This window comes from Calidifontibacter terrae (assembly GCF_054778835.1).
The window spans coordinates 74,792-95,290 of sequence record NZ_BAAGZF010000002.1 but is presented as its reverse complement, the minus strand read 5'-3'; the positions used below and the strand labels follow the sequence as shown (position 1 = coordinate 95,290).

Here is a 20,499-nt window from a genome sequence, read left to right as displayed (position 1 = left end):
CCCCTGTCTGATCACTGAAAGAGTTGTTGATGACTGACGAGAACACGGTGACCGAGTCGGTCGCCGAGCCCGCTGACCTGCTGGAGCGCGAAGGCGAAATCGCCGCCGATTTCCTGGAGAACTTGCTGGATATCGCCGACATGGACGGCGACCTCGACGTGGATGTCGAGGGTGACCGCGCGATGGTGTCGATCGTTGACTCGGACGAGGGTCGCGTTCCCCGCCGACTGGTCGGTTCCGACGGCAAGGTGCTGGACGCCTTGCAGGAGTTGACCCGGTTGGCGGTGCAGGCCGAGACCGGTCAGCGCAGCCGGCTGATGCTCGACATCGGCGGTTACCGCGCGGAGAAGCGCAACTCGCTGGTGCAGGTTGCCCAGGAGGCTGTTGCCCGCGCCAAGGAGACCGGCGAGCGAATTACGCTGGACCCGATGACCGCGTTTGAACGCAAGGTTGTCCACGACGCCGTCCTCGAAGCGGGCCTGTCCTCGGAGTCCGAGGGCGTCGACCCGCGTCGCTTCGTCGTCGTCATCCCGGCCTGACCGCGTTCCTCGGATTCACGTGAAACCTGCCGAGCCGATGCCGCCCGCACCCGCGGCGGCTGCGACCTACCTGGGCGATCGCCTGCCCTTGATGGAGCGGTTCGCTGGGCACCTCGCCGACACCGGGGTGTCGCACGGCCTGGTGGGTCCGCGGGAGGTTCCGCGGTTGTGGGACCGGCACGTCTTGAATTGTGCAGTCGTAGCCGATCTGTTGCCACAGGGAGTTCGGGTGGCCGATGTTGGATCGGGCGCCGGCCTGCCCGGGCTGGTGCTCGCGATCGCCCGCCCGGACATCACGATCACCCTGATTGAGCCCCTGCTTCGTCGGGTGACCTGGCTCGACGACGTCAGAGACGACCTCGACTTGGAGAACGTCACCATTCGACGCGCCCGAGCCGAGCAGTGCGACGACGTCGAGGTCGACATCGTCACCTCACGCGCGGTGGCCAGGCTCGACACCTTGTCGCAGTGGTCTCTCCCGCTGCTGACCGCAGGTGGACGGATGTTGGCCCTGAAGGGGTCCTCGGCCCAAGAAGAAGTCGACGAAGCGCGTACGGTGCTCGAGTCCATGGGCGCCGACCAGATCGAAGTACTGCGTTGCGGTGCAGGGATTGTCGACCCGGAGACCGTGGTGGTGAGCGTGTCGATCGACGGCCGCGTGACCCGTAACGGCCGCCGTACGAAGGTGTCCAACGGTGCGTCGCACCGGGAAGGCAACCGTCGTCGCAAGCAGAGGAGAAAGTGATGAGCGAAGCAAGCACCCCGACTGGGTGGCAGGCGAGCTCCCCGTCGCCGTCGCCGACCGCGATTGGCTGGCAGGCGCCGGTGACCAGATCCTCGGCCACGACGATCCCAGCGGCCGTCGACCAGCACGTCGTTCCACGTGAAACTGCGGCCGCGGTCAGCGGGGTTGAGGCAGTCGCCGAGCCCGCTTCGGAGGAAGCCGCGAAGGATGAGGAACCCGCCGCAGACGCGATCGCGGCACGACGGGTGAAGACTGCGTCGTCGAGTGCCACCGCCCCGGTCACCACGCCTGTCCGGGAGCGGGCCGAGCGCAGCGCCGACCTGCCGGCTGTCGATGAGACGCCGACCGACTCCCCCATCTTGGCTGCCTTGACCGACCAGAAAACCCGGCGCAGCCAGGTGCTCGCGGCCGCCGTACAGCGCCCTCACCAGCCCCGGATCATGACGGTGGCTAACCAGAAGGGTGGCGTCGGCAAGACGACCACTACGGTGAACATTGCTGCTGCGCTCGCCCAGAAAGGTCTGCGGGTGCTGGTCATCGACATCGACCCGCAGGGGAATGCCAGCACGGCCCTGGGCATCGACCATCACGCCGAGGTGCCGAGCATCTACGACGTTGTCGTTGACGGCGATGAGCTGAGCAATGTCGTGCAGGCATGCCCGGACGTTCCGAACCTGTTCTGCGCCCCCGCGACCATCGACCTAGCCGGTGCGGAGATTGAACTCGTGTCGCTGGTAGCGCGCGAGAGTCGACTGAAGACCGCACTCGCCCGGCAGTTCGCCGGGATGTCCCAGGAAGAGCGCTTCGACTACGTCCTGATCGACTGTCCGCCCAGCCTTGGCCTGCTGACTGTCAACGCCTTCGTCGCCGCCACCGAGGTCTTCATCCCGATCCAGTGTGAGTACTACGCGCTTGAGGGTCTGTCGCAGCTGCTCAACAACATCGAGCTGATCAAGAAGCACCTGAATCCGACGCTGGCGGTCAGCACCATCCTGATGACGATGTACGACGCCCGCACCAACCTCTCAGCTCAGGTCGCCGGCGAAGTGAAGGCCCACTTCCCCGATCAGGTGCTGCGCACCCGCATCCCCCGGTCGGTCCGGATCTCCGAAGCCCCCAGCTTCGGCCAGACCGTGATCACGTACGACCCCAGCTCCACCGGCGCACTCTCATACCTGGAAGCCGCGACCGAGCTCGCCGCGAGGTCGTAACCACTCCGCAACGAGTGCGTTGGTTGAGCCAGGCGCCGACCGAGCCTGGGTGGCAACCTCCTGGAGTTCGGCTCACACCCCCTGGCGAGCGGCAGACCGGCCCGTTCCACGTGAAACAACGCGCGCATCGGGCGTCCACACAACAGAACCCCACGGGGCCACGGGCCCGCGTTCCACGTGAAACACACTCACGTAGACTCTCCCCTTGTGAGCGACAAGCGACAGCGCGGCCTCGGACGAGGACTCGGCGCCCTGATTCCGACCAGTGACCAAACCTCTGTATCGCGTCCAAGTGACGTCTTCTATGGGTCTGGTTTCACGGGAAACAACGCCAACTCCTCCCCTGAAGGCAGCACGACCGAGGCTGAGAGTGCTCTGCGCGCCGTCCCAGGCGCCGAATTCGCCGAAATCCCAGTCGCCGCGATCCGGCCGAACCCGCGCCAGCCGCGCCAGGTCTTCGACGACGATGATCTAGCGGAACTCACGCACAGTATTCGAGAGATCGGCGTTCTCCAGCCGATCGTCGTACGCGCCCTCCTGGCGCCCGAGGGTGACATCACCCACGAACTCATCATGGGTGAACGCCGTCTGCGCGCCTCGAGGGCGGCCGGTAAGGAAGCCGTTCCGGCGATCATCCGCAGCACTCAGGACGACGACCTGCTGCGCGACGCCTTGCTGGAGAACCTGCACCGCAGCCAGCTGAACCCGCTCGAGGAGGCGGCGGCCTACCAACAACTGCTGGACGACTTCTCCTGCACCCACGACGAACTGGCCGGACGCATCGGGCGAAGCCGACCGCAGATCTCCAACACGATCCGCTTGCTCAAGCTCCCCCCGTTGGTGCAGCGGCGCGTCGCGGCGAACGTTCTATCAGCGGGCCACGCCCGCGCTCTGCTGGGCCTGGCTGACGCGGCCGCGATGGAGCGACTCGCTCAGCGGATCGTCGCGGAGGGCTTGTCCGTACGCAGCACCGAAGAGATCGTCTCCATGGGCGCCCGCGACGAGAAGCCCAAGCGGCAGACAGCCTCACGTGAGAACACCGAGAAGTACGCCGACCTGGCCGCAAACCTTTCGGATCGCCTCGATACTCGGGTCAACATCGCGATGGGTCGCTCGAAGGGCAAGATCACCGTGGAATTCGGCGGCTCGGACGACCTCGACCGCATTCTGAGCGCGTTGGGCCTCGCCCACCAGGAGTGAGTCGGTTGCTTGGTTTCGACACGGGCCTGCGCTAGCGCTCCGGCCCGGCTCAACCAACGGAGGTGCGGCTCGGCTCAACCAACGGAGGCCGCCCCGACCGGCTCAACCAACAGGACGGCAGAAGCACCGAAAACCTTTGTCGCTCAGCGATATTCACCAACAAATAAAAAAGTAGTGGCCCACCCGATACCGGGGGGCCACTACTTTTAGAGCAGGTATGGTCAGCTGAGCCAGGGCTCGAGCTCACGGACCAGCTTCGGCTTCGGCATGGCGCCGATGAGGGACTTCACGACCTCGCCACCCTGGTAGACGTTCAGGGTCGGGATGCCGGTGATGCCGTATTTCGCGGCGGTCTTCGGGTTGTCGTCCGAGTTCAGCTTCACGATCTCCAGGCCGTCGTGCTCCTTGGCGATCTCCTCCAAGATCGGGGCCAGCTGGCGGCATGGGCCGCACCAGGGCGCCCAGAAGTCCACCAGGACCGGCTTGTCGTTCTTCAGGACGTCAGCCTCGAAGGTTGCGTCGGTGGTTTCCTTGATGGCACCCATCGGTACTCCTCTGCTTGTGTTTGTCGATGAAAAGGCTTGTGGGACTTAGTAATTCAGCAAGTCAGTGACCGAGTTTGTCGGCCAGGAAGCGCTCGGCGTCAAGCGCCGCGGAACATCCGGAACCAGCTGCGGTGATCGCCTGACGGTAGGTGTGGTCGACCAGGTCACCACAGGCGAAGACACCGGCAACGTTGGTGGCGGTTCCTCGGCCCTGGACGAGGACGTAGCCCTCAGCATCGAGGTCGACCTCGCCGACGATCAGTTCGCTGCGCGGGATGTGGCCGATCGCCACGAACAACCCGGTCACGTCGAGATCCGAAGCATTACCGGTCTCGGTGTCGCGCAGGGTTACGCCGGCAACCTTCTGGTCGCCCTTGATCGCGTCGACCTGGCTGTTCCAGGCGAACTTGATCTTCTCGTTCGACGTGGCGCGCTCGGCCATGATCTTCGAAGCGCGCAGCGCGTCCCGTCGGTGAATGAGAGTCACGGACTTGGCGAAGCGGGTCAGGAAGGTCGCTTCCTCGATCGCGGAGTCACCTCCACCGACCACAGCGATGTCCTGGTCGCGGAAGAACGCACCGTCGCAGGTCGCGCACCAGGAAACGCCGTGTCCGGACAACCGCTTCTCGTCGGGAAGTCCGAGCTCGCGGTAGGCCGAACCCATGGCGAGGATGACGCTGTGGGCGCGGTGCTTGTTGCCCTCGCCATCGGTGACGATCTTGATCTCACCGGTGAGGTCGAGCGCGGTGACGTCGTCACGGACCAGTTCGGCACCAAAACGCTCGGCCTGAGCGCGCATCTGGTCCATCAGATCGGGACCCATGATCCCGTCGGAGAACCCGGGGAAGTTCTCAACGTCGGTGGTGTTCATCAGTGCGCCGCCGGCGGTCACCGAACCCTCGAACACCAGCGGTTCCAGGTTGGCTCGAGCGGCGTAGACAGCGGCGGTATACCCGGCAGGACCGGAACCGACGATGATCAGATTGCGCACCGGGGCGTCAGCGGCGGTGTCGGTGGTCACGAATCTCCCTGGGTCGGAACGAGCGGTCTGCGCACGGGCGCCTCATGCACAACCGATCGTAAGGGTCGATCATTCCCGCCGCCGACCCCGGTGGACGGTGGTTCAGCTCACGGTGGTCGGGCCGGCCAGCGGCGAGGTGCTTTGGTCACAGTTGCGGTTGAGAACCCAAGCGGTGGCTGTGTTGCCCTTGGTCACCACGACCACCAGTGCCGGCTGCGAGTCGTACGTCGCGATGTCGACATTGATCTTGTTCGGGTTGTCCTTGAGGCTCTGCCCGATCGATGCCGCGCAGCGCAGCGCGCCTTCCTTGGTGGCGACCGGTCCCAACAGGGCGGCCTGCTCCGGACTGATCGTCTGGGTCGATTTCGATTTGGCGAAACTGCCGGCCTGCTGGGTGAAAGCGGTCGAGGTGTACGAGGTGCCGGTGTTGCTCACGTGGATCTTGTCGACCAGCCCCGGGGGGTAGTCACTCGGTGCCGCGGTTGCCGGAGCGTTCGCGACGGGAGCGGAGCCCTGAGAGTTCATCAGCTGCGGCAGGGTGGTGACTGCCACCACGCCCGCTGCCGCTGCCGCCAGCAGACCGCCCACCAGGCGCAGGCGATGGGAACGGGCCGGAGTAGCTCGTGAGGAACCGATGGGTCGTACGTTCTCCGCCGGCGCATCACGTTCGGCAGCCGCCACTCGCAACGCTTCGTTGACGCGGGCGGAGACGTCGGTGGGCATGGGTCCGGGCGCAGGGGTCGCGCGCAGCAGTTCTTGGATGCGGCTCTGATCGTCGATCGGCGTGGCGCGTAGCTCACCGGCGAAAGCATTCTCGATGCGACGCGCGACGAGGTCGGGCATCGGTCCTGGATCGGGGGCGGCGCCCAGCAACCGGCGGATGTCATCGTGTTCGGAGGGATCAGCGCGACGCCGGCCCTCTTCGGCAAGGGATCGAGTGATCCGATCGGCGAGGGCGGCGGGCATAGGTCCAGGCTCGGGCAACCCACGCAACACCTCCCGGACACCATCGTGGTCGTCCGCGAAGGCGTCAGCGGATCCCGTTGGGGGGCTCATGCTCACGTCGAAACCTTCCGTCACTGCAAGACTGATCCGGCTGACTATTTCGTCAGCAGGAGCCCGTTCGGCATGTCAACGCCGGCAGGGTGCAGGCCTGTCGGGGAATGCGACGAGGGCGGCGAACCGACGGTTCCGTTCCACGTGGAACTTTCTGCACGCCGGCCCGTGGCGCGGTCAGCGGTAGCCGTGGCCGTGCTTGTCGCGCAGGATGTCGGCGAGGGCCGCTCGCCCGCGCGCGCATCGAGATTTGATGGTCCCCTCGGCGACCTCGAGCACGGCGGCCGCCTCGGCGACCGGCAGGCCCTGCATGTCGACCAGGACCAGCGCCAACCGCTGCGCTTCGGGGATCTTGGTGAGGGCATCGCGTACGTCGAGTCGAGCAACCGCACTGGCGTGCTCGTCGCGCTTGTCCGCGAGGTCATATTCCGGCAGTTCGCTGGTCGGCTTCACCCGGCGCAGCCGGTCAAGGCAGGCGTTGACGATGATCCGGTGCAGCCAGGTGGTGACCTGAGCCTCGCCCCGGAAGGAGTCCGCGCGGCGGAAGGCGGAAATGAAACCGTCTTGTACGGCGTCAGCCGCCATTTCGGGGTCGCGACAGGTACGCACGGCGACCGCCCACATGCGGTCCTTGTGGCGCCGGAAGAGCTCACCGAAAGCGTCGGGATCGCCCGCGCAGTGAGCGGCGAGCAGATCACGATCGCTGCGATCGATGAGTGTTTCTGGGTTTGTCACGAAAGAACCTCGACTTCGGCGATCTTCTCGCGATAGCCGCCTTGGTTTCCCTTGCTGAGTTGAGTGATCCACAGGATGACATAACGGCCGGTCACGGGGGCACTCCCGGTGACCTTCTGAGCGCCTGTCTGGTTGTTCATCGTGCCCAGCGGGGTGAGGCCGTCGATCGAGTCCTTCTGATCGGTAACGAACACCTGGATCGTCGAGGGGTTGCCGGCCGTGGTGATCCGCACCGAGCCGACCTGGGTCGACTTGCCCAGGTCGAGCAGCAGGCCCGTGCCCTTCTTGCGGCCGCCGGCGTAGTCGGCGCGACCGTAGATGTGGGTGACCCACTGAGTGCTCGTTCGACCATCCAGCACGTTCTTGGCGAGTTCGTTGTGTTCGTTGCCGTCGCCCTGCGGGTCAAAGCTGGTAATCGACGACACGGTGACCTTCTGCCCAGCCGGACCGGCGGAGTTCGTCGAACTCGTGGCCGATCCGCTACCGCTTTTCAGCGGGCCGCTGACCGAGGGGTTGGTCGCGTTGGTGCTCGACGAACCGCCCTTGAAGATGCCCTTGATACCGATGATGCCAAGCACCAGAGCAACGACCACGAAGGCGGCCACGATGGCCAGGGCCAGCTTGCTGGTGTTCTGGTCGGGGTCTTCGCCACCGGTCGACAGCATCGGCAACGGCGGTTCCAGGTCGGAGAACGACGGGTCGTAGTCGTCGTCCTTGTCCAGCCGCGTCATCGCGGTCGCATCGAAGGTGTGCGTGGCGTCGGGGTCCTCGGGGCGCGTGACGCCGACCATCGTGTCGTCGCCACCGGCGCTTAGAGCGGTCGCACCGCCCGTTGCGGCACCCGCGGCGACGCTGGAGCCACCGGTGTCGTCACTGCGTACGGGCTCGGAGGACCACGGGGCCAGCAATCGCGCCAGATCGCCAGGGCTACGGGGGCCCTCGTCGTCGTTCAGGACGCTGTCGCAGAGCGACGCGAGGTCGCCCGGCACGCCGCGGCGCAACGAGGCGACCGGGGCGACCTTGTCGTTCGTACGCAGCGCCTCGGGCAGTCCCGCGGCCGGGGCTGCACCCGACCAACGGCCGGTAAGCGCGTAATAAAGCACCGCGACCAGGGCGACAGCGTCGGTGCGCGAGGCTTCGGCGCCCGGAACGTCGTCGTCGCCGGAGAGGGCAGCGTCGATGGAGATGCCGAGAACGTGGATGGAGCCGTCGACTCCGCGAACGATCTCGTGGGGGGTCAGCGCGAGGTGGTGCAGGCCGCGGCCGGTGGCGGTGTGGAGGCCATTGGCGGCCTCGCCCACAACACGGCGGGCTTCCTCGGCCGGAAGCGGGTCGAACTGCACCAACGAGGCGATGGACTCAGCGCCGGTGAGTGACTCGGTGATGACGTAGGAAAGGTTGTCGTCGGTGCCGACATCCAGCACCCGCGGGAGGTGGCGGTCCTCGACGATGGCGGCGCGGCGCGCGGAGTCGAGCGCGGCGGCTGCATGCTCGGCGTCGGCCGCGAAGACGGTGGCCACGACGTCGCGGCCCAAGGTCTCGTCCTTGGCCTGCCAGGTGTCCTTGAGCTCGTTCGACGAGGTCGGTCGGAGCAGTTCGTAGCGCCCAGCCAGTTCACGTCCGGCCTCGATGCCCTGCACTGATTGATCTCCCTTATTGCTGGGGGTGTTGCCGGCGGCCGCTGCGCTACCGCGCTCGGTCGGGGCCATCCTAAGGTTTGCCGCGTCATCTCTCGGGATCTGCGGGTCGTTCGGCTCGTCGACCAAGGTCGCGGGGGGTGTGTCGAACGAGGTCGCGGGCGGAGCGACCGGCGTCGACACGGTCGGCGCGCTGGGCCGACGCGGGAGCCGCGCCGGGGCAACGCGGCGTACGCCTGCCCGGGTGGTCACGCCCTGCACCGGAATGGCCATGGTGTGGTCGGCGTCGACGTAGGGGTCACGCTCGAGCTCGGGGTCTGAGTCGTCGGAGTCATCCGGTCCGTCCGAGTCGTCGGACTCGTCCTCGGGCGGGGTCGCTGTCGAAGCTGTGGAGGTCGCGGCTGACCCACCGCGCCGACCGCCAGGCAGCCGGCGGCGCAGGCTGTCGACCAGGTCGGTGATCTCTGCGACGTGCAGCGCGCGGGCCACGGCGACATAGACGACCAGGAACAGGCCACCGCCGATGACCAACGTGATGAGCGCGGCGGTGCGCCCGGAGGTGAGGTGTTCGACCCCGAGACGGATGGCGTACGCAACGGCAGTGGCGACCAGCGCCGAGATGCCGAGCTTGGCGTAGGTCCGCACGGCTCCGGAGACCTTGATCGGTCCGATCCGGCGATTCAGCAGGATCCAGCCAACCGTGGCCTGCACCGTGTAACTGATCGCCGCGGCGCCGGCGACGCCCGGGCTGACCCAGTGGTCCGGGAGGGTGCCGGCGATCAGGATGCCGACCACCTGCACGACGGTGGCGATCACCTGCATCCAGAACGGCGTCTTGGCGTCCTCGTACGCGTAGAAAACTCGCTGCTCCAGCACGCAGACGGTGAACGGCACGAGGCCGAGCATCATCGCGATCGTCGTACGCCCAATGGCGCCCGCATCGCTGGCGTCGAACAGCACGTGCGTCAGCGGCATGATCAGCGCCCACGCCCCGATCGAGACCGCGATGCTGGCCAGACCGGAGAGCCGCAGACCGGTGTCGAGATCTCGTCGTACGACGTCGTCGCGGCCGTCGGCCGCCGCCCTCGACAGGCGGGTGTAGAGCGCGGTGACCAGACTGAGCGTCACCAACGAGTGCGGCAGCATGAACAGCAGGAACGCCTGCGCCTGGGTGAACGAACCGCCGCTGCCCTCGCGGACGCTGTTCAGGACGTTCATCGAGACGATCTGGGCGAGCTGCTGGACCACGACGGCGGCGAACGCCCAGACGGCGATGGTCGAGGCCGTACGCAGTCCGACGCCGCGGAACTGGAAGCTCGGGCTGAACGAGTAGCCCGCCTTGCGCAACGGTCCGATCAGGACCAGCGCCTGGGCGGCGATGCCGAGCGTGGCGGTGCCGGCAAGCACCAGGATCCGGCCGTTGGTCCAGCCCGAGGCGCGCAGCATGTCGCCGTTCGGGGTGGTGGCCAGCAGCCAGACGATGCCGGCAATCGAGACCACGTTCGCCAGTGCGGGCGCCCACATGAAGGCGCCGAACCGGCCGCGAGAGTTGAGGGCTTCGCCGAGCAGTGTGTAGAGCCCGTAGAAGAAGATCTGCGGCAGACAGAGCAGCGCGAACGCGGTCCCGACACCGACCGCCGTACGCCCCTGCAGGTCCATCACCCGGTAGACCAGCGGGGCGGAGATCGTGAAGACGATCGTGACGCCGAGCAGGATGGTCAACGCGAGGGTCAGCAACCGGTCGGTGTAGGCCTTGCCGCCGTCGCCGTGTTTCAGCGAGCGGGTGAACTGCGGAACCAACACCGCGTTCAGGACCCCGCCGGCCAGCAGGATGTAGATCATGTTCGGCAGCGTGTTCGCGGTGTTCCACGCGTTACCGGTGGCGGTGGTCGCGCCCAACAGGTGCACCAGCAAAACGGTGCGCACCAAACCCAGCAGTCGCGAGGTCAGAGTTCCCGCGGCCATGACCGCGCTGGATCGCAGGATGGATCGGGATCCGGCGGTCTTGGCCTGCTCAGTCATGGATCGGGAGTGCCTTCGTGTGGGGTACGGGGGTCGTGGTCGGTCGGTTCGTCCTCGCGCACGGCGGCGGGCCGACTGGCCGCCACGATCGCATCGCGCGGTGTAGCTGTTCCGGTCGTCGGGTCGACCGTCTGGCGTCGGGGCCCCTTGCGCAGGCTGCGCAACAGGCCGATGACCAGCGCCAACACCGCCACGATACCGAGCACCCAGTAGATCCAGCTGGACGTGGGGCGCACGCTCACCTTGAGTTGCGTCACTCCGTTAGGGGTGCCGACCGGCCGGCCGGCCGAATCGCTGAGGTGCACGTCGACGGTGACATCGCCCGGGGCGATGGCTACGACTTCGGCTCTCAGGGTGGTCCGGGACTTCGCGCGCAGGTCCACCGCGGCGGGCTGTCGCTTGATCCGCAGCAGGTATTTGCGCGGCTGCAACTCGACGCTGATGGCGTGGACCGGGCGGTTGAGGTCGTTGGTGATGGTGAGAGGCAATTTGCCGGAATCGGCGAAGAAGTTCACCGGCGAAGGCTTCACGTAGACCTTCTGCACGATCCCCCGCAGCCCGTCGCCGAGCAGACCGCTGGTGGCCTGCAGGTCGCTGCCGTGGCTGCGCCAGCGGGTCGAGCCGACCACGTCGAGGGCGCGGGAACGGTCCGTGACGACGTCGTCAGAGTCGACCAGGATCGCGGAGATCACATCCATCCGACGGCGCTGGCGATCAAGAATTGACAGCAGTTCGTGGTCCAACGGCGTCGCAGGCGCTGGAGCGGGTGGCTTCTGCGGCGTACGCAGCAGGGTCGCTGAGGGCGCGCTGCGCAGGGCCTGGTCGGTCTGGGCGGTGGTGCGCGTCGCCATCCAGTCAGCCCCCGTCGTCGCGCGGACGGCGGCGGCGAGCGTTCCGGGGGTCGCGGTAGTGCTGCGGGGGAGCACGACGGACAGCGAGCGCTGCCGGCTCGGGAACTGTTGGTAGATCGCGAGGCTGTTGGCCAGGAACTTCTGGGCGCCGGTGGCCGGGTCGGTGCTGGTCAGGTCGGTGGTGAGGTCTTCTGAGTAGAACAGCGCGCCGGCGGTGCCGGACAGCTTGCGCTGCGAGGTCTGAATCGCGGACGAACTGTTGGCGACCGTACGCAGCGGGAGCAGCGCGACCGGCGAACTCCCGGTCGCGGACTTCCAGGCGGAGGTGATGGCCGTCAGCGACGCGGTGGTCAGGTCATCGACCGGCAGAATCACCCGGGTGGTGCTGATCGCCGACAGGGCGCTGGGCAGGGCGATCGCCAGACGACGTTGAAGCAGTGGCTTGCTGGCGGTCTGCAACACGGAAACGTCGGGGTCGTCATAGGCCGTCCACCAGACCGACTGGCCCGACCCGAGCTGTTGCAACCGCCCCAGCAGCAACTGTCCCAACAGCGCGGCTGGGTCCTGGGAGATGTCCACCGAGGTGAACCCGGAGTTGCTCGCCGATGCTGACTCGGAGGTTGACGAGGTGGAGGTCGTCGAAGCGGCAGTTGACGAAGCAGTTGGTGAGCCGGACGAGGTCGTTGAAGACGTTGACGTTGGCCGCGTCGTTGTTGGTGTTGCCGTTGTGGTTGTTGTCGTCGGGGTTGTTGTCGTCGGCGCGGATGAGGAGGTGGTCGGCGCCGGCGACTGGGTGTCGGTCGCGACCGAGGGCGCGGCCGGCACGTTCACGTCGCTGGCGGCGGCCGGTTCGAGCAGGGCAGGGTCGACAACCCAGGTGACCGGGAGCCCCTGGAATGCGGTCAGCAGCCGGTTAACCCGCGAACCCGGCCCGATCGCCCTGACCCACGCGGCGGTCCGCGCGTCGCCGGTCGGACCGAAAAGAGCCGGGTCGGCGGGCAGGGTCAGCGGGACCACCACGTCAAGGGCCATCGGGGTCGTCGGTGCCTTGCGCTGAAGTTCCATCGTGGTGCGCAAGCTGCCGACCGAGCGACCGCCGTCAGAGACGGTGATGCTCATCGGCAAGGCCGCGAGGTTGTACGCGGTCGGTAACTTCGCCTTCGGCACGGTCACCGTGAACGAAGCGGAGCCGTTGGCCGTGACCGGTCCCACGTGGGTGGTGCCGACCTGCGACATCGCGGGTTTGGAGGTTCCGTCGTACCAAGATCCGACGGTGCTGACGGTGTCGACTAGCCGGGTCGACAGATTCACCGCGACGGTTGCGTTCGACAGGGCACTTCCACTGCTGATGGTGCCTTTGACGACCAGATCGGAGGCCCCGCTGCTGATCAACGATGCTGTCGGATCAAGCCGTACGGTCGCGGTGTCGGTAGCTTGGGCCGTTCCGGGCAGAAAAAGGCCGAATCCGAGCAGCAACAGGACAGCCACGATCCAGGCAGCGCCTGCGCGCATGCGGGTCACTCCGCTCAGGGTGTGCCGGCCAGGCGGCGCCAGGCCATGTGGGCGATCCGACGCTCGTTGGCGAAAGTCAGCCGGGCATCAACCTCGTCCAACCGGAACCACGCCGCGTCGACCGCTTCCTGATCAGGATCGTTGTCGACGGTGATCTCACCGGCGAGCGCTTCGAGTAAATAGTGGTGCACCCGCTTGTGGATCCGAAATCGAGGGGTCGAGAACCAGTAGTCGATGGTGCCCAACGTGACCAGCGCGCGCCCGTGGATGCCGGTTTCCTCAGCAACCTCGCGTACGGCGGTCTCCACGAGCGTCTCGCCAGCCTCGACATGGCCCTTGGGCAGGCACCACTCGAGCCGACCAGCGCGGTTATAACGGGCGATCAGAGCCAGCCAGGCCACACCCTCGCGAACGTCGATAACGACGCCGCCCGCGGAAATCTCCTCCAACGACGGCAGTCGCCGGATGGGGCGACTGGCTCGAGGGATCTGGAGGGTCATTCCGTCACTGTAACCACGCGATGCTGTTGGAACGAAGAGTTCGACCTAACCTTTGACGGTGCAGAACCAGCCCGAACCCTCCCTCGCAACGCTGCGCAAGCGCGCCGTTGCACACCTTGCGCCGCACCTTCGCCTGCTCACCGAACTGGGTGAGATCTTCGTCTCCGCGGGTCATGAACTGGCCTTGGTCGGTGGACCCGTACGCGATGCGTTCCTTGCGCGCGACAGCCATGACATCGACCTGACGACCTCCGCATCGCCTGCGCAGACCGAGGCGCTGCTCAAGCCGTGGGCCTCAACCACCTGGGACATCGGCCGGGAGTTCGGCACGATCGGGGCGCAAAAGGGCGACGCGAAGGTGGAAATCACCACCTACCGCGCCGACGCGTACGACGGGGTTACCCGCAAGCCGGTGGTCGCCTTCGGTGACAACCTGCACGACGACCTGTTGCGCCGTGACTTCACGGTGAACGCGATGGCCATGCGGCTGCCCGACCTGGAGTTCGTGGACCCGTACGACGGGCTGGGTGCGTTGGCGCGCCGCGAACTGATCACCCCGGCCGCCCCCGAGGTGTCCTTCGGTGACGACCCGCTGCGGATGATGCGGGCCGCAAGGTTCGTGGCGCAGTTGGGCTTCACCGCTGCGCCGGCTGTCGTGAGGGCGATGACTGAGCGAGCCGCGACGATCGCAATCGTGTCGCCCGAGCGGGTGCACGACGAACTGGTGAAGTTGATGGTCGGTTCCCACCCGCATGAGGGGTTGGAACTGTTGGTCGACACCGGGCTGGCCGAGCAGGTGTTGCCCGAGCTGCCCGCGCTGAAGCTGGAAATCGACGAGCACCACCGCCATAAGGACGTCTACCAGCATTCCCTCACAGTGCTCGATCAGGCGATCGCACTCGAGGGGTCGCGGACCGTCGAGGGGCTCGCGGAGCCGATGCAGGTCGCCGGACCTGACCTGGTGTTGCGCCTCGCCGCGTTGTTGCACGACATCGGCAAGCCGGCCACCCGCCGGTTCGAGACCGCAGGCGGCGTGTCGTTCCACCATCACGAGATCGTCGGCGCGAAGTTGGCCCGCAAACGGATGCGGGAGCTGCGGTTCGACAAGGAGACCACCAAAGCCGTCACCCGGCTGATCGAGCTGCACCTGCGCTTCCACGGCTATGGCGGAGGCGAATGGACCGACGCCGCCGTACGCAGGTATGTCACCGATGCCGGCGATCAGCTCCCCCGCCTGCACCTGTTGACCCGCTCCGACTGCACGACCCGCAACCGGCGCAAGGCCGCGGCGCTCGCGGCAACCTACGACGACCTGGAGCGGCGCATCGCGCGGCTGATGGAGGCCGAGGAACTGGGCAAGGTGCGGCCTGAACTCGATGGCAACCAGATCGCCGAGGTGCTCGGCATCAAACCGGGGCCGGTGCTCGGGCAGGCCTACAAGCACCTGCTGGCCTTCCGCCTGGACGCGGGGCCGGTCGGCGAGGAAGCTGCCCGCGCGGAGCTGCTGCGGTGGTGGGCGGAGCGGGCTTAGCCCTCAGTCAGCCGCTCCAGAGGAGGGTTTCTCGACTAGCGGCGGTTTGCAAAGCTCCTCTGGTCGAAGAACCCGCCTTTGATGAGTGGTGATCCGCGAGGGGTCAGGCACGGGCAGGCACGGGCAGGTCACTCCAGGACGACGAGGATGTCGCCCTCTTGGACCACATCGCCGGGCACAACGCGTACGTCGGTGACGGTGCCTTCCCACTCCGGCACCACCGGGATTTCCATCTTCATCGACTCCAGCAACACCAACTCCTGGCCGGCCTCGACCTTGTCACCGACCTGCACGTGGACCTGCGCGACGTTGGCGACGAGGTCGCTGACGATGTCCTGGCGAGCTGGGCGGGAGAAGGGGCTCATGCGCAGCATCTTGGCACCGATGCCCCATACCCGCTGGTATCCGCGGGCCCACCTGCATAATGTTCTGACAAACAAAACGTTCGGGAGAGGAACCCGCATGCGCATCGGACTGACCGGGGTGGGGCGCATCGGCGCTTTCCACGCCGCGACGTTGAACTCACTCGACGCTGTCGATGAGTTGGTCGTCCATGACGTCAATGCCGAACAGGCCGCGAAGGTTGCCGCCGAGCTGGGCGCCACGGTCGTCGACTCCGAGGCGGCCTTGTTGGCGGCGGGTCTCGACGGCCTGGTCATCACGACCTCGACCCCGGGCCACGCCCCGATGTTGCGCCAGGCCATCACCGCGCAGGTGGCGACCTTCTGTGAGAAGCCCGTCGCAGCGACCCTCGCCGAGACGATCGAACTGACCCGACTCGCGCAGGACAGCGACACCCCCATTCACGTTGGCTTCCAGCGCCGCTTCGACCGCGGTTATCAGCGGGTTCAGCGCGCGGTGGCCGACGGCGAGCTCGGCTTCATCCACACGATCCGCAGCCACACCCTCGACCAGAACCCGCCCCACGCCAGCTACATCCCCACTTCGGGCGGCATCTTTCGCGACTGCAACGTGCACGACTTCGACGTCGTACGGTTCGTGTCGGGTCGCGAGGTCGCGACGGTCTACGCGACCGGTGGCAACCAGGGCGCCGACTTCTTCAAGGAAGCCGGTGACTACGACACCGGCGGCGCGATGCTGACCCTCGACTCCGGCACCGTGGTGCAGATCTCCTCCACGCGCTACAACGGCCAGGGCCACGACGTCCGTACGGAGGTGTTCGGCAGCAAGGGTTCGATGTGTGTCGGCCTCGACGAGTCGCTGGCGATGCAGTCGGCCGAAGGCGGGATCGACTGGCCGAAGGGCCCGGTCCACACCACCTTCATGGAGCGCTTCCAGCCGGCCTACGTCGCCGAGCTCACCGCCTTCTTCGATGTCGCAGCCGGGAAGCGACCGAGCCCCTGCACCGTCGCCGACGCCCTGCAGGCGTTCCGGATCGCCGAAGCCTGCGAGATGTCGCGCGCCGGCAACCGGGTGGTCTCGATGGACGAGGTCGCCACGGCATGAAGCCCATGAGGTCCGCTGCTGCGTCGCTCCGATCCTGCGCGGGGAATCCGACAGCATGAGCGCGCTCGCCTCCCGGATCGCAGCGGCCCCCATCAGCTGGGGCGTCTGCGAGGTTCCGGGGTGGGGTCGACAGCTCGAGCCTGACGTTGTGTTGGGCCAAATGGCCGAATTAGGCCTGATGGCAACGGAGTTCGGACCCGAAGGGTTCCTGCCGGATAACCCGCAGGAGAAGATCGAGAAGCTGGCCGACTACGACCTGCGTGGCGTCGGCCAGTTTGTCCCGGTGGTCTTGCACGACGCGGCGATCGACCCGCTCCCGGAGGTGCAGCGCGCGATCGACGCGTTGGTCTGCGCGCAGGCCGACACCGTCGTCATTGCGGCGGCGACCGGTCTGGCGGGTTATGACACCCGACCCGAACTCACCGCGGACCAGTGGGCGACCCTGCTGAACAACCTGGATCGCATCGATCGGGCCGGCCAGGAGATCGGGCTCCGGGCGACCTTGCACCCCCACGTCGGAACCATGATCGAGTCCGGTGCTGACGCGCAGCGCGTCCTGGAGGGCAGCAGCATTGCGCTCTGTCTCGACACCGGCCACCTATTGATAGGCGGCGGCGATCCGGTGAAACTCGCCGAGCATGCACCTGACCGGATCGGCCACGTACACCTCAAAGACGTACGTCTGGAGCTGGCGACCGCGGTGCGCGAGGGGCGGATGACCTACGCCGACGCCGTACGGGCCGGAATGTATGTTCCGCTCGGCCACGGTGACGTTCCGATCGCGCGGATCGTGGAGCAGTTGGAGGATTCCGGTTATAACGGCTGGTACGTCTTGGAGCAGGACACGATGCTGGACGAGAGCGAGACCAGTGATCCGCTCGCCGACGTTGCGACGTCGGTGAACTACCTGCTGCACATCGTGTCGGACTGAGCGTGTCGACTGAGAGTGTCGGAACTGAGATCGCAACGTTGTGGCAACGCCTGGTGTGGTGACGTCCGCTGACGCACCCGGGCTGCAAGACTCCAGAGCGGACACGATTCCCGTCCCGAGGGCGTGACGGAAAGGAACAGAAATGACTGGTAAGCCGGTGATGAGGACCATGGCGGTCGCCATGGTTGCCGCGATGAGTTTGGCTGCGTGCAGCAGTTCGGGTGGCAAGAAGGCGGAGAACACCACCGCCGCTGCCGGCGCGGGGAAGGCCACCACCCCCCGGATGACCGTCTCGCTGATCACCCACTCCGGCCCGGGTGACACGTTCTGGGACCTCGTTCGCAAGGGTGCGCAGGCGGCCGCGGACAAGGACAACATCAAGCTCGAATACTCCGCAGACCCCGACGGCACCAAGCAGGCCTCGCTGGTGCAGGCGGCCGTCGACAAGAAGGTCGACGGCATTGCCCTCACGCTGGCCAAGCCCGACGCGATGCGCGGCGCGGTCAAGAACGCGGTCAACGCCAAGATCCCGGTCGTCGGTCTGAACTCCGGCTCGGACGTTTACAAGAGCTTCGGCATGGTCGGCTTCTTCGGCCAGCCGGAGAAGGTTGCCGGCGAGGCGGTCGGCGACAAGATCAAGACCGCCGGTGCGCAGAAGCCGCTCTGCATCATCCACGAGCAGGGCAACGTCGGTCTTGAAGACCGCTGCGCAGGCGTGAAGGAGAAGGTGGCAGGCACTCAGATCCTCTATGTCAACGGCAAGGACCTCCCGTCGGTTCTTTCCTCGGTGACCGCGAAGCTGCAGCAGGACAAGAGCATCGACTGGGTCATCGGTCTGAACGCCGACATCACCCTCAACGCGGTGAAGGCCAAGAAGGCCGCCTCCTCGAGCGCGAAGATCGGCACCTTCGACACCAACGCCGACCTGGTCAAGGCCATTCAGGCCGGGGACGTCGAGTGGGCAGTCGACCAGCAGCCCTACCTGCAGGGCTACCTCGCGGTGGACTCGCTGTGGCTCTACAAGACCAACGGCGACACGATCGGTGGCGGTCAACCGACCCTCACCGGTCCGGCGTTCGTCGACAAGAGCAACGTCGACGCGGTGGCCAAGTTCGCCGCCGGCGGAACCCGTTGACGAATGACTGACGTAGCAGCAGGGCCGGGTGACGACCAGCGGGTCGCCACCCGGCCAGCACTGGCGAGGCTGTTGTCCTACCCCGAGATTGGTGCGCTCGTCGGCGCCATCGCGGTGTTCGTGCTGTTCATGGCCGTCGCCGGGCCGTTCCGCAATCTGACTAATGCCGGAACGGTGCTCTACCAGGCTTCGACCATCGGAATGATGGCTGTTCCGGTGGCCCTGCTGATGATTGGCGGCGAGTTCGACCTCTCCGCCGGTGTCGCGGTCACGACCTCGGCCCTTTCCGCCTCGATCCTGGCCTGGCAGTTCGGCCTGAACATCTGGATCGGGATCCTGCTGTCGCTCGTCCTGGCGCTCGCTGTCGGGGCGTTCAACGGCTGGCTGTTACACCGTACGAAGCTGCCCAGTTTCCTGGTGACGCTCGGCACCTTCTTCATCTTGCAGGGCTGCAACCTGGCGCTGACCAAGCTGATCGTCGGCAGCGTCACCTCGCCGCGGATCTCCGACATGGACGGTTTCGCGTCGGCGCAGAAGGTGTTCGCGACGGAGATCAACCTCGGGTCGGTGAACCTGAAGGTCACGCTGTTGTTCTGGCTCATCCTGACCGTGGTCGCTGCCGTGGTGCTGCTGCGCAGCCGCGTCGGCAACTGGATCCAGGCCGCCGGTGGCGACGAGGCCGCGGCCCGCGCGGTCGGGGTGCCGGTCGAACGTACGAAGACCGGTCTTTACATGTTCGTCGCGTTTTGCGCGTGGCTGCTGGGGATGCACATCCTGTTCAACTTCGACTCGGTGCAGACCAGCAGCGGCGTCGGCAACGAGTTCATTTACATCATCGCGGCAGTCGTGGGCGGCTGCCTGCTGACCGGTGGCTTCGGGTCGGTCGTCGGCGCATCGCTCGGCGCCCTGATCTACGGCATGACCAACCTGGGCATCACTTATGCCGGTTGGAACCCCGACTGGCTGATGACCTTTCTGGGTGTGATGCTCGTCGGCGCGACCTTGTTGAACACCTGGATCCGGCGGGAGGCGGCCAAGCGATGACTGGAGTTCCGTTGGAGGAGAAGGCGCCCGATACCACCGCCGAGTTGGTGCGGCTGGTCGACATCGGGAAGTCCTACGGCAACGTTCACGCTCTTGCCGGCGTCGATCTCGACGTGCGCCCGGGCGAGGTCACCTGCGTTCTGGGCGACAACGGTGCCGGAAAATCGACACTGATCAAGATCATGGCCGGGCTGCACGACTACAGCGCCGGCGAGATGTACGTCGATGGCGAGCTCACGCATTTCAAGTCGCCGCGCGAAGCGCTCGACGCGGGTATCGCCACGGTCTACCAGGATCTCGCGCTGGCGCCGCTGATGTCGGTGTGGCGCAACTTCTTCCTCGGCAAGGAACTACATAACAAACTGGGCCTGCTGAAGATCAGCGAGATGAAGCAGATCGCCGGCGCGGAGCTGGCAAAGATGGGGATCAACATCCCCGACCTGGATCGGCCGGTCGGTGCCCTGTCTGGCGGTCAGCGGCAGTGTGTGGCCATCGCGCGCGCGATCTACTTCGGCGCGAAGGTGATCATCCTCGACGAGCCGACGGCGGCCCTGGGCGTTCGCCAGTCCGGGGTGGTCCTGAAATATGTCGTCAAGGCTCGCGACGCCGGCCTCGGCGTCGTCTTCATCACCCACAATCCCCATCACGCCTACCTCGTCGGAAACCGCTTCGTCGTTCTGAAGCTCGGCGCGGTGGTGCTCGACAAGCCGCGCGCCGATCTCAGCCTGGATGAGTTGACGGCGCAGATGGCCGGTGGCGAAGAGCTCGAGGCGCTGTCGCACGAGTTGGGCGGCTGAGCGCAGACCCTCGTACGCCC

General features: G+C 66.5%; 18 protein-coding genes. 10 read left to right on the top strand and 8 right to left on the bottom strand.

Annotated features, from left to right (window positions below):
* Positions 1 to 29: 29 nt before the first annotated feature.
* From ACYU98_RS03135 to ACYU98_RS03120, 4 genes are all read left to right on the top strand, one after another.
* Positions 30 to 539 carry a Jag family protein gene (locus ACYU98_RS03135; protein WP_460466731.1) on the top strand — a complete coding sequence of 170 codons (510 nt, stop codon included), beginning with the start codon at positions 30 to 32 and terminating at the stop codon, positions 537 to 539.
* A gap of 37 nt (positions 540 to 576) precedes the next feature.
* Positions 577 to 1,284 (top strand): 16S rRNA (guanine(527)-N(7))-methyltransferase RsmG, encoded by a 708-nt coding sequence (gene rsmG, locus ACYU98_RS03130; RefSeq protein ID WP_460466730.1) that lies wholly within the window; start codon positions 577 to 579, stop codon positions 1,282 to 1,284.
* Positions 1,284 to 2,495, top strand: a complete 1,212-nt coding sequence (locus ACYU98_RS03125) for a ParA family protein (protein ID WP_460466729.1) — start codon at positions 1,284 to 1,286, stop codon at positions 2,493 to 2,495. The genes rsmG and ACYU98_RS03125 overlap by 1 nt, the downstream gene beginning before the upstream one ends.
* Before the next feature lie 207 nt (positions 2,496 to 2,702).
* Positions 2,703 to 3,695 (top strand): ParB/RepB/Spo0J family partition protein, encoded by a 993-nt coding sequence (locus ACYU98_RS03120; protein WP_460466728.1) that lies wholly within the window; start codon positions 2,703 to 2,705, stop codon positions 3,693 to 3,695.
* Between the two features lie 221 nt (positions 3,696 to 3,916).
* Here ACYU98_RS03120 and trxA read toward each other — a convergent pair whose 3' ends face one another.
* The 7 genes from trxA to ACYU98_RS03085 form a co-directional block, all read right to left on the bottom strand.
* Positions 3,917 to 4,240 carry a thioredoxin gene (trxA, locus tag ACYU98_RS03115; protein WP_460466727.1) on the bottom strand — a complete coding sequence of 108 codons (324 nt, stop codon included), beginning with the start codon at positions 4,238 to 4,240 and terminating at the stop codon, positions 3,917 to 3,919.
* A 61-nt stretch (positions 4,241 to 4,301) separates the two neighbouring features.
* Positions 4,302 to 5,261, bottom strand: coding sequence for a thioredoxin-disulfide reductase (gene trxB / locus ACYU98_RS03110; protein WP_460466726.1), 960 nt, complete (start codon positions 5,259 to 5,261; stop codon positions 4,302 to 4,304).
* A gap of 102 nt (positions 5,262 to 5,363) precedes the next feature.
* On the bottom strand, positions 5,364 to 6,323 hold the full coding sequence (locus ACYU98_RS03105) for a hypothetical protein (RefSeq protein ID WP_460466725.1): 960 nt from the start codon (positions 6,321 to 6,323) through the stop codon (positions 5,364 to 5,366).
* Positions 6,324 to 6,494: 171 nt separating this feature from the next.
* A complete protein-coding gene (sigM, locus tag ACYU98_RS03100) occupies positions 6,495 to 7,052 on the bottom strand; it encodes an RNA polymerase sigma factor SigM (RefSeq protein WP_460466724.1) in 558 nt (185 codons plus the stop codon).
* A complete protein-coding gene (gene murJ, locus ACYU98_RS03095; RefSeq protein WP_460466723.1) occupies positions 7,049 to 10,711 on the bottom strand; it encodes a murein biosynthesis integral membrane protein MurJ in 3,663 nt (1,220 codons plus the stop codon). The genes sigM and murJ overlap by 4 nt, the downstream gene beginning before the upstream one ends.
* Entirely contained in the window at positions 10,708 to 13,074 is a 2,367-nt protein-coding gene (locus tag ACYU98_RS03090; RefSeq protein ID WP_460467405.1) for a DUF6049 family protein, read from the bottom strand. The genes murJ and ACYU98_RS03090 overlap by 4 nt, the downstream gene beginning before the upstream one ends.
* A 14-nt stretch (positions 13,075 to 13,088) precedes the next feature.
* A complete protein-coding gene (locus ACYU98_RS03085; RefSeq protein ID WP_460466722.1) occupies positions 13,089 to 13,574 on the bottom strand; it encodes an NUDIX hydrolase in 486 nt (161 codons plus the stop codon).
* Between the two features lie 58 nt (positions 13,575 to 13,632).
* On the opposite strand from ACYU98_RS03085, the gene ACYU98_RS03080 reads away from it, so the two are divergent.
* On the top strand, positions 13,633 to 15,105 hold the full coding sequence (locus ACYU98_RS03080) for a CCA tRNA nucleotidyltransferase (RefSeq protein ID WP_460466721.1): 1,473 nt from the start codon (positions 13,633 to 13,635) through the stop codon (positions 15,103 to 15,105).
* Positions 15,106 to 15,233: 128 nt separating this feature from the next.
* On the opposite strand, the gene ACYU98_RS03075 is transcribed toward ACYU98_RS03080, so the two are convergent.
* Positions 15,234 to 15,470, bottom strand: coding sequence for a biotin/lipoyl-binding carrier protein (locus tag ACYU98_RS03075; RefSeq protein ID WP_460466720.1), 237 nt, complete (start codon positions 15,468 to 15,470; stop codon positions 15,234 to 15,236).
* A gap of 97 nt (positions 15,471 to 15,567) precedes the next feature.
* On the opposite strand from ACYU98_RS03075, the gene ACYU98_RS03070 reads away from it, so the two are divergent.
* From ACYU98_RS03070 to ACYU98_RS03050, 5 genes are all read left to right on the top strand, one after another.
* Positions 15,568 to 16,572 carry a Gfo/Idh/MocA family protein gene (locus tag ACYU98_RS03070; protein WP_460466719.1) on the top strand — a complete coding sequence of 335 codons (1,005 nt, stop codon included), beginning with the start codon at positions 15,568 to 15,570 and terminating at the stop codon, positions 16,570 to 16,572.
* 55 nt (positions 16,573 to 16,627) lie between these two features.
* The gene (locus tag ACYU98_RS03065) at positions 16,628 to 17,503 is read left to right on the top strand and encodes a TIM barrel protein (RefSeq protein WP_460466718.1); all 876 of its coding nucleotides are present in this window, start codon (positions 16,628 to 16,630) and stop codon (positions 17,501 to 17,503) included.
* Between the two features lie 142 nt (positions 17,504 to 17,645).
* On the top strand, positions 17,646 to 18,638 hold the full coding sequence (locus ACYU98_RS03060) for a substrate-binding domain-containing protein (RefSeq protein WP_460466717.1): 993 nt from the start codon (positions 17,646 to 17,648) through the stop codon (positions 18,636 to 18,638).
* Positions 18,639 to 18,641: 3 nt separating this feature from the next.
* Complete coding sequence (locus ACYU98_RS03055; RefSeq protein ID WP_460466716.1) at positions 18,642 to 19,682, top strand: ABC transporter permease; 1,041 nt, start codon at positions 18,642 to 18,644, stop codon at positions 19,680 to 19,682.
* The gene (locus tag ACYU98_RS03050) at positions 19,679 to 20,479 is read left to right on the top strand and encodes an ATP-binding cassette domain-containing protein (protein ID WP_460466715.1); all 801 of its coding nucleotides are present in this window, start codon (positions 19,679 to 19,681) and stop codon (positions 20,477 to 20,479) included. The genes ACYU98_RS03055 and ACYU98_RS03050 overlap by 4 nt, the downstream gene beginning before the upstream one ends.
* Positions 20,480 to 20,499: the final 20 nt, after the last annotated feature.